Source organism: Nocardia sp. CA-151230 (genome assembly GCF_050942175.1).
Taxonomy (GTDB): Bacteria; Actinomycetota; Actinomycetes; order Mycobacteriales; family Mycobacteriaceae; genus Nocardia.
In genome coordinates, this window is record NZ_CP192061.1 from 8,572,684 (window position 1) to 8,585,051 (window position 12,368).

General features: G+C 68.3%; 13 protein-coding genes. 5 read left to right on the top strand and 8 right to left on the bottom strand.

Features of this window, described 5'->3' with window-relative positions; genetic code table 11:
- Positions 1–9: 9 nt before the first annotated feature.
- Both ACQP1O_RS40125 and ACQP1O_RS40130 read left to right on the top strand, forming a co-directional pair.
- Positions 10–489, top strand: coding sequence for a hypothetical protein (locus tag ACQP1O_RS40125; RefSeq protein WP_433563479.1), 480 nt, complete (start codon positions 10–12; stop codon positions 487–489).
- 258 nt (positions 490–747) lie between these two features.
- Positions 748–1,104, top strand: a complete 357-nt coding sequence (locus tag ACQP1O_RS40130) for a hypothetical protein (protein WP_433563480.1) — start codon at positions 748–750, stop codon at positions 1,102–1,104.
- A 104-nt stretch (positions 1,105–1,208) separates the two neighbouring features.
- Here ACQP1O_RS40130 and ACQP1O_RS40135 read toward each other — a convergent pair whose 3' ends face one another.
- The 3 genes from ACQP1O_RS40135 to ACQP1O_RS40145 all read right to left on the bottom strand — a co-directional run bounded on the left by ACQP1O_RS40135 (position 1,209) and on the right by ACQP1O_RS40145 (position 3,697).
- Complete coding sequence (locus tag ACQP1O_RS40135; protein WP_154790977.1) at positions 1,209–1,898, bottom strand: response regulator transcription factor; 690 nt, start codon at positions 1,896–1,898, stop codon at positions 1,209–1,211.
- On the bottom strand, positions 1,895–3,145 hold the full coding sequence (locus ACQP1O_RS40140; RefSeq protein ID WP_433563481.1) for a sensor histidine kinase: 1,251 nt from the start codon (positions 3,143–3,145) through the stop codon (positions 1,895–1,897). The genes ACQP1O_RS40135 and ACQP1O_RS40140 overlap by 4 nt, the downstream gene beginning before the upstream one ends.
- Before the next feature lie 165 nt (positions 3,146–3,310).
- Entirely contained in the window at positions 3,311–3,697 is a 387-nt protein-coding gene (locus ACQP1O_RS40145; protein WP_433563482.1) for a winged helix-turn-helix transcriptional regulator, read from the bottom strand.
- Positions 3,698–3,786: 89 nt separating this feature from the next.
- Here ACQP1O_RS40145 and ACQP1O_RS40150 point away from each other — a divergent pair, with 89 nt between their 5' ends.
- The 3 genes from ACQP1O_RS40150 to ACQP1O_RS40160 all read left to right on the top strand — a co-directional run bounded on the left by ACQP1O_RS40150 (position 3,787) and on the right by ACQP1O_RS40160 (position 6,155).
- Positions 3,787–4,485 (top strand): NADPH-dependent F420 reductase, encoded by a 699-nt coding sequence (locus ACQP1O_RS40150; RefSeq protein ID WP_433563483.1) that lies wholly within the window; start codon positions 3,787–3,789, stop codon positions 4,483–4,485.
- Positions 4,482–5,045 carry a TetR/AcrR family transcriptional regulator gene (locus ACQP1O_RS40155; protein WP_433563484.1) on the top strand — a complete coding sequence of 188 codons (564 nt, stop codon included), beginning with the start codon at positions 4,482–4,484 and terminating at the stop codon, positions 5,043–5,045. Before ACQP1O_RS40150 ends, ACQP1O_RS40155 begins: the two co-directional genes overlap by 4 nt.
- A 78-nt stretch (positions 5,046–5,123) precedes the next feature.
- Positions 5,124–6,155, top strand: a complete 1,032-nt coding sequence (locus ACQP1O_RS40160; RefSeq protein WP_433563485.1) for a medium chain dehydrogenase/reductase family protein — start codon at positions 5,124–5,126, stop codon at positions 6,153–6,155.
- Between the two features lie 87 nt (positions 6,156–6,242).
- On the opposite strand, the gene ACQP1O_RS40165 is transcribed toward ACQP1O_RS40160, so the two are convergent.
- From ACQP1O_RS40165 to mshA, 5 genes are all read right to left on the bottom strand, one after another.
- A complete protein-coding gene (locus ACQP1O_RS40165) occupies positions 6,243–8,291 on the bottom strand; it encodes a CocE/NonD family hydrolase (protein ID WP_433563486.1) in 2,049 nt (682 codons plus the stop codon).
- 273 nt (positions 8,292–8,564) lie between these two features.
- Complete coding sequence (locus tag ACQP1O_RS40170; protein WP_433563487.1) at positions 8,565–9,302, bottom strand: phosphoglyceromutase; 738 nt, start codon at positions 9,300–9,302, stop codon at positions 8,565–8,567.
- Positions 9,299–10,279 carry an ROK family protein gene (locus ACQP1O_RS40175; protein ID WP_433563488.1) on the bottom strand — a complete coding sequence of 327 codons (981 nt, stop codon included), beginning with the start codon at positions 10,277–10,279 and terminating at the stop codon, positions 9,299–9,301. The genes ACQP1O_RS40170 and ACQP1O_RS40175 overlap by 4 nt, the downstream gene beginning before the upstream one ends.
- Before the next feature lie 123 nt (positions 10,280–10,402).
- Positions 10,403–11,002: a YbjN domain-containing protein gene (locus ACQP1O_RS40180; protein WP_433563489.1), complete on the bottom strand. Its 600-nt coding sequence runs from the start codon at positions 11,000–11,002 to the stop codon at positions 10,403–10,405.
- Positions 10,999–12,366: a D-inositol-3-phosphate glycosyltransferase gene (gene mshA / locus ACQP1O_RS40185; RefSeq protein WP_433563490.1), complete on the bottom strand. Its 1,368-nt coding sequence runs from the start codon at positions 12,364–12,366 to the stop codon at positions 10,999–11,001. The genes ACQP1O_RS40180 and mshA overlap by 4 nt, the downstream gene beginning before the upstream one ends.
- Positions 12,367–12,368: the final 2 nt, after the last annotated feature.

A 12,368-nucleotide genomic window follows, 5' to 3' on the forward strand; every position in this document is an offset into this window, starting at 1 on the left:
ACTTTCCGCATGAGCAGCATTCGGGCATCGAAATCAGCCCGTCGGATCGGCGCGGGCGTCGCGGGCCTCGCGACCACCGCCGCCGTCGCCGTACTGGCCGCGCCGCAGGCCGCCGCCACGGTCGACTCGGTCGCCATCTCCGGCAGCGCCCCGTACACCATCAACACCGGCTACACCCTCACCGCCAACCTCAGCGGCGCGGGCATCGGCCTGCTCGTCTACTGGTCGGACAACGGCACCAGCCTCACCCCGGCCGGCAAGGTGCCGTGGCCGATCGGCTACTCCAGCATCGACTGGAAGCCCACCACCGCGGGCCAGCACATGATCACCGCTTCGCAGGGCGGCAACACCAAGACCATCATCGTGAACGTGACCGATCCGTCCCAGCCGGGCGGTGGTGGCGGTACCGGCGGTGGCGGCGGGACCGGCAGCGCGGGTTCGGCGCTGGGCGGCCTGCTCGGCGGGCTGACCGGCAGCGCGGGGTCGTAGTCCGCACCGGCTGCGTGCCCGCCGTCACATCGCGGCGGGCGCGGACGTCCCGAGCCCAGCCCCCGTCGTTATGTGACGCGATCGCGGGTTTCCGGAAGGTGAACAGCCGGTACCGCCGGGCGACAAACGAATCAGGCTGCGCAGAAGTATATTTCGCATCCCCTCCGGTCCGATGACCTCGGGATGTGAATAGCCCGAAGTAAGCGCGACATCGTTCCGCTATTGCGAATTCACCGGAGCGTGTTAGACATCCTGGCCATGATCAAGAAAACCCTCGCCGTCGCGGCGCTGGCCGCCGGTGCCGTTCTCACCATCGCACCGCAGGCGTTCGCCGACAGCGCCGACCCCAACGCGTTCACAGATCGCACCGCCGATTTCGTCACCTACAACGATCCCGCCGTGCTGAGCGCCAAGGATGCCGGCAAGCAGATCATCGTCAGCCCCTACGGCACCAGCCACACCATCGCGTGCAAGGGCAATGGCGCCGACGTGCCGTGGTACGGCTGCATGCAGCAGGACAACCCGGGTCTGGGCTGGCTCATTCTGGACCAGCAGGACCTGCCGGGTCTGGGCCCCGCGTGGGTTTACACCATGAAGTCCGACCCCAACGCGTAGAGCGCCGGACACGGCCGGGGACGCACGAAAACTTGGTCGGGAGAAAGCCGAAACCCGCCCACTTCGAGAATTCGAAGCGGGCGGGTTCTTTGTCGTCGGGCGGGCTACGCCTCGAGCTTGTAGCCCAGGCCGCGCACCGTGACCAGGTGTTCCGGCTTGGCCGGGTCGGCCTCGATCTTCGAGCGCAGGCGCTTGACGTGCACGTCGAGGGTCTTGGTGTCGCCGACGTAGTCGGCGCCCCAGACGCGGTCGATGAGCTGCCCGCGGGTGAGCACGCGACCCGAATTGCGCAGCAGATATTCGAGCAGGTCGAACTCCTTGAGCGGCAGGGTCACCGCCTTGCCGTTCACCTGGACGGTGTGGCGGTCCACGTCCATGCGCACCGGGCCGGCCTCCAGCACGCTGGTCTCGCTGCCGTTGTCGGGTTCCTCGCCGGCGCCGCGGCGCAGCACGGCCCGGATGCGGGCGATGAGCTCGCGCGAGGAGTAGGGCTTGGTGACGTAGTCGTCGGCGCCCAGTTCCAGGCCGACCACCTTGTCGATCTCGCTGTCCCGCGCGGTCACCATGATCACCGGGACACTGCCGCGAGCGCGCAGTTGCTTGCACACGTCGGTGCCGCTCATGCCGGGGAGCATGAGATCGAGCAGGACGATGTCCGCGCCGGAACGGTCGAACTCGGCCAGGGCGGCCGGGCCATCACCCACCACGGTGACCTCGAACCCCTCCTTGCGCAGCAGGAACGCGAGCGGATCGGCCAGCGACTCCTCGTCCTCGACGATCAGCACACTCGTCATCGGGTTGCCTCCACACCGTTGGTTCTGGCCCGCCCGAGGGGGCGCGAGCCGTTTTCCTTCTTGGCCACCGGAACACCGGTGGCAAGTCTCTTGTCGACCTGACCGTTGGAATCGGCAGGATGGGCCGGGATACGCAGGGTGAACGTCGATCCGGTGCCCAGTTTGCTCCACAGCGTGATCTCACCGTTGTGGTTGGCGGCCACATGCTTGACGATAGCCAGCCCGAGGCCGGTACCGCCGGTGGCACGCGAGCGCGCCTTGTCGGCCCGGAAGAAACGCTCGAAGACGCGCTCCTGGTCCTCCTTGGAGATGCCGATGCCGCGATCGGTGACCGCGATATTGACGTAGCCGCCGCGCAGCGCCCGGCTCACCGACACGTGCGAGCCGCGCGGCGAGTAGGCGATGGCGTTCTCGACCAGGTTGGACAGGGCGGTCACCAGCAGGGTCTGGTCGCCGAGCACCTCGAGGCCGCTGGTGGCGTCGGTGGAGACGGTGATGCCCGCGGCCTCGGCCGTGGTGCGGGAGCGTTCGATGGCCTGGGTGACGACGGTGTCGACTTCGACGGCCTCGAGCTCCGGCAGCCGCTCCGCGCCCTGCAGGCGGGACAGTGCGATGAGCTCGGTCACCATCTTGCCCATGCGGCGGGCCTCGCCGTGCAGCCGTTCGCCGAAGTGCCGCACCGAGTCGGGATCGTCGGCGGATTCCAGCAACGCCTCGGCCAACAGGCTCATGGCGCCGACCGGGGTCTTGAGCTCATGGCTCACATTGGCGACGAAGTCGCGGCGGGTGGCCTCCATGCGGGCCTGCTCGGAGTCGTCGTCCGCGAACAGGACCACGAAGTTGGTGTTCTCCTGCGAGAGCGGCCGAGCAACCCCTCGGACAGCGAGGCGGGCACGGCCCGGCATGGGGATCTTGGCGGTGAGTTCGAAATCGACGTCCTGGCCGCCGGCCAGCACCTGTTCCACCGCTGCCCAGGCGCGCTCGTCGAGCAGGCGGTCGTGGACGACGCCCAGCTCCTCGGCGCGCGGGTTCACCAGCACCACGTCCCGGTACTGGTCCACCACGGCGATGCCGGACTCGGAGGCGAGCACGATCAGGTCCAGGACCTGTGACATGGTCAGCCCGGTGTCGGTGGCGGCGCGCAGGCGCTCCTGGCGAGCGTTCACATACGGAATGAGCAGTCCTCCGACGGCCAGTCCGACTACGGCCGCCAGGACTGCCAAAAGCACGGCCTGTGGAACGCTCACACTTTGAATCGTACGGTCGCCGACGCGGGGTCAAACCCCGGGTGCTGGAAGTTTCACGCAGGTCATGGGCACTTCCATCCTCGTTAGCCCGGCGTTTACGCAATGTTCGGTCAGCGTGTCTCGACCGCTGAGCGCCCTTGCGGCAACCACTTTCGCGATCGCGGATCAGTCCTCGGCGTCGCCGTAGAGGGCCGTGCGGACGGTGTCCCCGTGGCGGTCCGCCCACTCCCCCAGCGCGAAGATCGGGATGAGCAGATCCACGCCCGCCGGAGTCAGCGAATACTCAACGCGCGGTGGGGCTTCCGCGTATCGGCGACGCTCCAGCAATCCCATCCGCTCCATGCGTCGCAGCGTCTGGGTGAGCATCTTCTGACTGATGCCGCCGATCGCCCGCCGCAACTCCACCGGCCGCATCGGGCCCTCGCGGAGTGTGTAGACGATCACAGTCAGCCAAGAATTGCCGAATACGTCCACGGCCAGCCGCGCGGGGCAATCGGATTCGAGCCCGCCGTACTCCGCGAATTCCACCGGTTCGATGATCTCGGCCGTCATGAATCCAGCCTGCCATCGCCATTGGGCACCCGGGAGTGCGCATCGGAATCCCTAGCGTCGATTTCGCAAGCCAGACCATAGGAGTGGATATGCGAATCGGAATCATCGGAGCCGGTCAGATGGCACGGGCGCTCGGCGGCGGCTGGACCGCGGCCGGACACGAGATCGTCGTCGGGGCACGGACTTCCGCCGGAGCCGCCGCGGCGGCGGAGGCCATCGGCCACGGCGCCCGGGCGGCCACCCTCGACGAGGCGGCGCGATTCGGCGAGGCGACCTTGCTCGCCCTGCCGGTCTCGGCTCTCGACGACGTGTTTCGGGCGCACCGCGAGACCTACACCGGCCGAACCCTCATCGACTGCACCAATGCCTTCGCCCCCGACGCCGGCGGCTTCACCCTCTCCGAACCCGCTGTGGCCGAACGGATCGCGGCGACCGCGCCCGGAGCGCACGTGGTGAAGGCGTTCAATCTCCTTGCGGCCGAGGTCTGGGCGGGCCCGCACCGGGCCTTCGAGGGCCGTGCCCTGACCGTGCCCCTGTGCGGCGATGACGCCGACGCGGTCGCGGCCGTGGCCGGGCTGGCCGAGGATCTGAAACTGCACCCCGTCCACGCGGGCGGTCTGCGTCAGGCCCGGTACCTCGAGGCCACATCGGCCTTCGTGGTCGGTCTCTGGTTCGCGGGCCACGACGCCCGGGCCATGTTCCCGCCCTTGGAGTCCGCCTTCGCCGTTGCCGATCAGGCCGGCGGGCTTGCCAGGAAGCAGAGAGTGAGTGTACGGTCACTCACATGAACAGGCGCGGGATCACACTCTCGACTTCGGACATTCGGCGGGAAGCCGTGCTGGACGCGGCCATCACCGAATTCGCCAAGACCGGATTCCACGGGACCCCGATCAACACCGTCGCCGCGACGGCCGGGATCTCCCCCGCGTACGTGTTCAAACTGTTCCCCAGCAAGGTGGAGTTGTTCGTCGCCGCGTTGGACCGGTGTTTCGAGCGGGTCGAGGGGGCGCTGGGCACCGGAGCCGCCCGGACACCGGGCGGCGATCCGGAACGGGTGCTGCACGAAATGGGCGGGGCCTACGCCGAACTGATCACGGATAAGAGCTTGCTCATGCTGCAGGTGCACGCTCTGTCCGCGGCCGATACGCCCGATATCGCCGCGGCCATGCGCCGCGGCCTCCAGCGCATTACCGACTTCGCCGAAACCCGTTCCGGCGCAACGGGTGAACAGGTGCAGCACTTCATGGCCTACGGACAGCTGTGCCACCTGATCACCACCCTCGGCCTGGACGCCGGCGAGGGCGCCTGGGCCGCCACCCTGACCGCGGGAATCCGCCACTTCAACTGACGCTCACGCGCCCTCCGACGAGGGCGTTTTCTTTCGACCAAGAGTGATTGACCAATCACACACCTGAAGGACAAACCGATGTCGAACATCATCGTCACCGAGGTAGTGCTGCCGGGACGCGTCGAGCCGGAGGGCCTGACCGTCACCGACCGCGAATTGCCGCCGCCGGGAACCGGCGAGGCGCTGGTCCGCATGGAGGCGACGGGCGTGTCCTTCGCCGAACAGCAGATGCGGCGCGGCAAATACTATGACCAGCCGGCGTTTCCATTCGTGCCCGGCTACGACATCGTCGGCGAGGTGATCGCGGTCGGAGCCGGGGTCGATCCGGCCCTCGTCGGCCGCCGGGTCGCGGCGCTGACCAAGATCGGCGGCTGGAGCAGCCATCTCACGGTACCCGCGGGCGATCTGGTGCCGGTACCCGACGGGCTGGCGGCCGACGCGGCGGAGACCTTCGTCGTCAATGGCATCACCGCGTGGCAGATGCTGCACCGGAAGGCGAAGGCCCGTGCAGGGCAGACGATTCTGGTGCACGGGGCGAACGGGGGTGTCGGCTCGACGCTGGTCCAGCTGGCGCGCGCCGCCGGGATCCGGGTGATCGGGACGGCGTCGGCACGCAACGCGGACGCGGTGGCCGCGCTCGGCGCACTGCCGGTCGACTATCGCGGGGACGTGGCGGCCCAGGTGCGGGCGCTCGCGCCGAACGGGGTGGACGCCGTCTTCGATCATGTCGGCGGTCCCGGCATCGTGGACTCCTTCGCATTGCTGGCGCCCGGCGGCACCCTCGTCTCCTACGGCAGCGCGGCCACCAAGGACGAGGAGGGCGATTCCCGTCTGCCGGTGCTGAAGCTGTTCGCGCGGCTGCTGTGGTGGAACGCGCTGCCCAACGGGCGGAATGCGTCCTTCTACAACATCTGGGCCGGACGTCGCCGGCTCGCCCGGTTCCAGGCTCAACTCGCCGCGGACCTCGGCGCGGTGCTCGATCTCGCGGAGCGCGGCGTGCTACAGCCCCAGATCGCGGCCCGAATCCCGTTGCGGGAGGCCGCACGGGCGCTCACCCTCGCCGAATCCGGCACCGTCACCGGCAAAGTCGTCATCGTCGGCGAAGCCTGAACCTCGGCACCGATGCGGGCGAAAAGCAAAACCCCGGGTGTGCACGCCGTTGTGCACACCCGGGGCTTCGATCCCGGAGAGACGGATTCACCAGCCGGTGTTACCGCGGACCGGGATGTTCACGAAGCTCGGGCGATCCGGATCGAGCTGCAGATGCTCGGGCTTCAGGCCGGTGTCGATCAGCATGGGCAGGATGGGCAGGCCCTTGGGGAAGTTGCCCGCGAACACATCGACGCGCAGGCGGTGGCCCGGCTGCAGGACGGCCTGGGTGCCGCCGAGGGCGATGTCGAGGTTGGTGGCCTCGCCGGGGACGGTCTCCTCGCGCTTGTCCAGGGAGGTGAAGGCGCGCGGGTCGGTGTAGTCGCCGTTGGCGGAGCGGGCGCTGTTGGCCTCGTCGACCTGGCGCAGCGAGGCCATGAGCTCGCCGGAGGTCAGCACGGTCGACTGGCCGTCGGGGGCGACATCGTTGACGGTGACGGTCCAGTAGCCGTCGGTGGCGTCCTGAACGGTGTTGAGGTGCACCGCGATCGGGCCCGAGACGGTGGTGGCCTCGGCCACCGGCGCGCTGGTGAAGGTGAGGGCGTTGGTCTCGGCGATGCGGGAGTCCTTGGCGCAGGCGTCGACCAGGTTCAGGATGCCCGCGGTGGCCTGGGCCGCGTCATTGGAGCAGACTGTGGACAGGCCGGGCGCGACGGTGAGCCGGTCGGTGTCGCCATTGGCGTCCGCGGTGAGCGAGCCGTCGTAGACGCTGTTCGCGGTGCCCGAGCGCTGCGACGAGAGGTACATGCGGCGGTAGTCGGCGGCCTCGGAAACCGGTGCGGTGGGCCCGAATCCGCCCTGGGTGGTCCAGCCGCCGCCCTGCTGCTTGAGGGTCACCGGGCCGTACTGATCGATGCCGTTGTCGATGCCCTTGAGCCACTTGTCGAACCAGGCGCGCTGCAGCACGTCCAGACGCGGCGGCGCCCCGACCCGGTTGACATCCGCGCCGGAGGTGACGTGGTAGGTGTTGCCCATGAGCAGCTGCTTCTGGCCGGGCGGCAGCGGAATCTGGTTGTAGATCTTGGATTCCGAGTAGGTGAAGAGGTCGTGCCAGCCGCCGGTCACGAACGTCGGCACCTGGATCTCGGCCGGGTCGCCCAGCCACTCCTGGCGTTCCTGGCTGAGGCCGTTGAGCATGTCCTTGACGCGCGGGTCGATGCTGTTCATGTCCGTGCTGGTGTAGGCCGACATGAGCACGTCGAGGTAGCCGAAGGGATCGTTGACGCGATCCTGCAGCCATTTGAAGTCGAAGGTGCCGTTGGCGATCGAGGCCACGTCCGGCACCCACTTGAGGCCGTTGATGGCGCTCAGCCACAGCGGAATGAAGTTGAAGCCGAAGCCGCCGCCGGGCGCGAGCACGTCGTCGATGAGGTCGCTGCCGGGCACGATGGGGAAGATGGCCTTCAGCGCGGGCGGCTGTTTCTCGGCGGCCTGCACCTGGTTGATGGCCGAGTAGGACAGGCCGTTCATGCCGATGCGGCCATTGCTGAAGCCCTGCTTGGACGCCCAGTCGATGACCTCGACGGTGTCCTGCTGTTCGCGGCCGCGCAGCATGTCCCACTCACCCTGCGAGAAGCCGGTGCCGCGCACGTCCACGACGACCTGCGTGTACCCGGACCTGATGAGCTGGCGGTCGACGGAGAAGTTGCGGAGTTCGCCGTTGCCCGCCGCGTTCAGCAGTTCACCGAAGCCGGTGAGCGGAGTGCCGTCGAGGTGGATATTGCGGAAGACGTCGAGGAGCGCGTCGGACAGACCGGGGACGGAGAAGGCGCTGTCGGCGACGTTCGACACCAGCTTGGTATAGGGCGTCATATTGACGACGGTCGGCGTCGGGGCGGCGATGGGATGACCCGCGGCGTCGGCCGGGTGGTAGACATTGGCCTTCAGGACGGTGCCGTCACTCATGGTGATCGGGACGTCCCAGTCGATGAAGACGTTGGGGTACTGCTGCTGCCCATCCTCGATGGCGGTCCACTCGGCGCCGGCGGCGCCGCCGTCGGGCCCGGTGGGGATGGTGGCATCGGCGGTGATGCCGGTAGCAGGCAGGAGCAGAGCGGCCGCGGCGGCCGAGACCGTGGCCCGTAGCGCGTGCTTCATCAAACGTGATCTACCTCTCGCAATGGTCGAACGCCCAGAGCATATCTACTGCGAAGTAAGTTGCAAACCCCGGTTACAGACACCGATTTAAACTGGCAACGCTTCGGCAAATTCTTTTGCGAGACAGGGGAATACCCTACGGTCACGTAGTGAGACGCGGATCACAGTAGTGGATAAGGCATTCCGATCGAGGCTTCGAAGCGAAACCTTCGCCGGAAATGAAAAACGCGCTGTGACCGGAAAATTCGGTCACAGCGCGAGTTTCGTCTCGAATTACTTGCCGCCCTGGCTCGCCACGGCGGCGGCGCCCGCCGCGGCGGCCTCGGGGTCGAGGTATTCGCCCTTGCCGATCGGCCGCAGGTTCTCGTCCAGCTCGTACTTGAGCGGGATACCGGTGGGGATATTCAGTTCGGAAATCTCCTCGTCGGAGATGTTCTCCAGGTGCTTCACCAGGGCGCGCAGCGAATTACCGTGCGCGGCAACGAGAACCGTCTTGCCCGAGCGCACATCGGCCGCGATGGTGTCCTCCCAGTAGGGAACCATCCGGGCCACGACGTCCTTGAGGCACTCGGTGCGCGGCACCTCGATGCCGGCGTAGCGCGGATCCCCGTCCTGGCTGTACTCGCTGTCCACCTCGATCGGCGGCGGCGGGGTGTCGTAGCTGCGGCGCCACAGCATGAACTGGTCGTTGCCGTACTGCTCCTTGATCTCCGCCTTGTTCTTGCCCTGCAGCGCGCCGTAGTGGCGCTCGTTCAGGCGCCAGTCGCGGACCACCGGAATCCAGTGCCGGTCGCAGGCGTCGAGGGCATTGTTGGCGGTGCTGATGGCACGGCGCAGCAGCGAGGTGTAGACGATATCCGGCAGAATCCCGTGTTCGGCGAGCAATTCACCGGCACGCTTGCCTTCCGCGACACCCTTGCCGGTGAGACGAACGTCCACCCAACCGGTGAACAGGTTCAGGGCATTCCATTCGCTCTCGCCGTGGCGCAGCAACACGAGGGTGTACGTCATGAGGTCATCCTCCCACGCGGGGTTTCGCCTGCATTCGCTGCCCCGAGCGCGAGAATCGCGGCACCCTGCAGCGTGGCCTGATCGGTCAATTCGGACGGCACCACGCGCAGTTCCCGCAGGAAGATCAACTTCGCGTGCGCCGCGGCGGCCTTTCGCAGCGGCCGCCACAGCGGTTCCCCGGACTGCGCGAATCCGCCGCCGACCACGACCAGATCGGTGTCCAGGAGGGCGGCCGCCGAGGCGATGGCCCGGCCCAGCGCCGTGCCCGCCCGTTCCAGCGCGGCGAGTGCGACCGCATCACCGGTCGCCGCGTCCTTCGACAGTTCGACACCGGTACTCCCGCCCCACCCCTGCCGTCGCGCCCAGCGCACCGACGACATCCCACTGGCCACAGCCTCGACGCAGCCGAATCCCCCACAGGCGCAGGGCTCTTCGTTACCGGGAACGACGATGTGTCCGACATGGCCCGCATTTCCGGTGCGCCCCATGACGACTCGCCCGTCACTGATGAGGCCGCCGCCGATGCCCGAGGACACCGTCATACAGAGCGCGTCGTCCACGCCACGCGCCGCGCCCCATCGCTGTTCGGCCAGCGCCAGGCACACGCCGTCGATGGCGAAACGAATATCGGCGTCGGGAAACAGTTCCCGCACCGCCTCGACCAGCCCGAAACCCCCGGCCCATTCCGCGATATTGAGCGGCCCGGCATACCCGGTCCGCACATCCACCGGCCCCGCCGACCCGATCCCGACCGCCGTGACCGTCTCACCGCCGGCAACCGCCACCAGCAATTCCCGGCACGCGTCCCACACCCCGGATTCCGGCACGGCGATCCGCCACGGATTACCGGTCACCCCTGCCGTATTCACGGTCGCCGCCGCGAATTTGGTCGCTCCGATATCCAGCGCTATCACCGTCATCGCCGACCGCCTCCTGCGTGCTCCCGTGTCCCGATGGCCCGGCCGATTGTCGCGCATGGAGTGCGTTTTCCGTATGTCATCGTGACAGCTGGTTTCGCAACGGGCGGGGGTAACTCGTCGGGGACGACCAAATTGGTCCGGCTCTCGACCGCCGGCACGCGTACCCGACGCCGACGGCTCTCAGTCGTGCGCTGAAGTTCCGGGGAGGCGGGGGAGCTTGTCCGCGCTGTCCACCAGGTGCTCGAAGGCACGGAGGTTCTTCAGCGATTCGCCGCGGGAGACCCGCCATTTCCATTCCTTGCGAATGGATTCGGCGAAGCCGAGTTCGAGGAGGGTGTTGAAGTCGGCGTCGACGGCCTCGAGGATCTGGCCGAGCCAGCGGTCGAGTTCGTCGGGGGTGACGCGGTCGTTGGACATGCGGCCGACCAGGTAGATGTCGCCGACGCGGTCGATGGTGTAGGCCACGCCGTAGAGGCGGCGATTGCGGCGGAGCAGGAATTTGTAGACGCCCTCGAAGTTCTCGTCGGGCTTGCGGCAGACGAAGGATTCCATACGGACGCCGTGCTTGCCGACGCTGACGCCGATGACGGTCTTGAGCTTGCGTTCACCGGGGAGCACCACCACGAACAGGTCGGGGGCGTCGCGGGTGTACTCGATCTCGCGTTCGCGCAGCGTCGCGTCGATGAGTTGCGCGGTGGCGCGGGCGGTTTCGTCGTTCAGGCCGCCGTTGCTGGCATGCGGGCGGGGCGTCCACTCCTCGGTGCGGTCGGCCTCGCTCATCTGCGTACTGCTCCCATCCGACGCCGCCACAGCGCCAGCGATCTGGCGTGATTGCTGTCGGTGTGCAGGTTACCGCTGTGCGGCCGGACGACCGGCGCCTGGGCGAGCGCGGCGGCATAGCTGTCGAGCAGCGCCTCGGCCGTGTGCGCCCAGGAGAAGTTGGCGGCGTGGCCGACCGCGGCCCGGCCCATGTCCTCGAGCTTGCCCGGATCGTCGAGCAGTGCGTGCAGGGCGGCGGCCCAGTCGCCGGTCTGGTGGCCGGGGACCAGCAGGCCGGAGACACCGTCGTGGACGGCGGTGCTCAACCCGCCCACATCGGCGGCGAGCACGGGGGTCCCGCTGGCCTGCGCCTCGATGGCGACCAGGCCGAAGGATTCGTTGTAGCTGGGCACGGCCACCAGGTCGGCGGCCCGGTAGACCTGCACCAGCCGGTGCGCGGGCTGGGGCGGCAGGAAGGTGACCCGGTCCGAAATGCCCAGGGCCGCAGCCAGTTCGATCAGGGCCTCGGGTTTCTTCAGTCCGCTGCCGGACGGGCCGCCCACGATCACCACGCGCAGCGGGCGTTGTGGCGGGGTCGGCAGGGCGGCCTCCTCGGCCAGCACCTGGGCGGCCGCGCGCACCAGTACGTCGGGGGCCTTGAGCGGCTGGATGCGCCCGATGAAGGCGACGATGCGCTCGTGCGCGGGCAGGCCGAGTTCGCGGCGGGCGGCGAGTTTGTCGCCGGGCTGGTAGCGGGTCAGGTCGGCGCCGGGCAGGGCCACATCGATGTGGTCGGGGTCCGCGCCGTACAGCTCGACCAGCTGCCGGGCCTCGTCGGCGGTATTGGCGACCAGCCGGTCGGCCTCGGCGACGATCTGCTTCTCACCGATCTCACGGACCGCCGGCTCGGGGCAGTCGCCCTCGGCGAGGTAGGCGTTCTTGACCGCGGCGAGGGTGTGGGCGGTGTGCACCATAGGCACTCGCCAGCGGTCGCGGGCCAGCCAGCCGACCTGGCCGGAGAGCCAGTAGTGCGAGTGGATGAGGTCGTAGTGGCCGGGCAGATTGCGGGCCTCGGTGCGCAGCACCTCGGCGGCGAAGGGGCACAGCTGGGTGGGCAGATCGTGCTTGTCGAGCCCTTCGAAGGGTCCCGCGGCCACCGTGCGGACCAGCACGCCCGGCGCGGCCTCGACCACCGGTTCGTCATTGGAGGAGGTGGCCCGGGTGAAGATCTCGACCTCGGTGCCGCGACGGGCCAGTTCGATGGCGGTCTGCAGCACGTAGACATTCATGCCGCCCGCGTCTCCGGTCCCGGGCTGGGCGAGTGGTGAGGTATGCACCGATAGCACGGCAATCCGATTGGGCCGTAGGTCCAGGCGCTGACTCACCA

Coding starts and splice junctions, on each gene's coding strand:
- ACQP1O_RS40125 (WP_433563479.1), top strand. CDS start 10: ATGAGCAGCATTCGGGCATCGAAATCAGCCCGTCGGATCGGCGCGGGC.
- ACQP1O_RS40130 (WP_433563480.1), top strand. CDS start 748: ATGATCAAGAAAACCCTCGCCGTCGCGGCGCTGGCCGCCGGTGCCGTT.
- ACQP1O_RS40135 (WP_154790977.1), bottom strand. CDS start 1,898: ATGACGAGTGTGCTGATCGTCGAGGACGAGGAGTCGCTGGCCGATCCG.
- ACQP1O_RS40145 (WP_433563482.1), bottom strand. CDS start 3,697: ATGACGGCCGAGATCATCGAACCGGTGGAATTCGCGGAGTACGGCGGG.
- ACQP1O_RS40150 (WP_433563483.1), top strand. CDS start 3,787: ATGCGAATCGGAATCATCGGAGCCGGTCAGATGGCACGGGCGCTCGGC.
- ACQP1O_RS40155 (WP_433563484.1), top strand. CDS start 4,482: ATGAACAGGCGCGGGATCACACTCTCGACTTCGGACATTCGGCGGGAA.
- ACQP1O_RS40160 (WP_433563485.1), top strand. CDS start 5,124: ATGTCGAACATCATCGTCACCGAGGTAGTGCTGCCGGGACGCGTCGAG.
- ACQP1O_RS40165 (WP_433563486.1), bottom strand. CDS start 8,291: ATGAAGCACGCGCTACGGGCCACGGTCTCGGCCGCCGCGGCCGCTCTG.
- ACQP1O_RS40170 (WP_433563487.1), bottom strand. CDS start 9,302: ATGACGTACACCCTCGTGTTGCTGCGCCACGGCGAGAGCGAATGGAAT.
- ACQP1O_RS40175 (WP_433563488.1), bottom strand. CDS start 10,279: ATGCGCGACAATCGGCCGGGCCATCGGGACACGGGAGCACGCAGGAGG.
- ACQP1O_RS40180 (WP_433563489.1), bottom strand. CDS start 11,002: ATGAGCGAGGCCGACCGCACCGAGGAGTGGACGCCCCGCCCGCATGCC.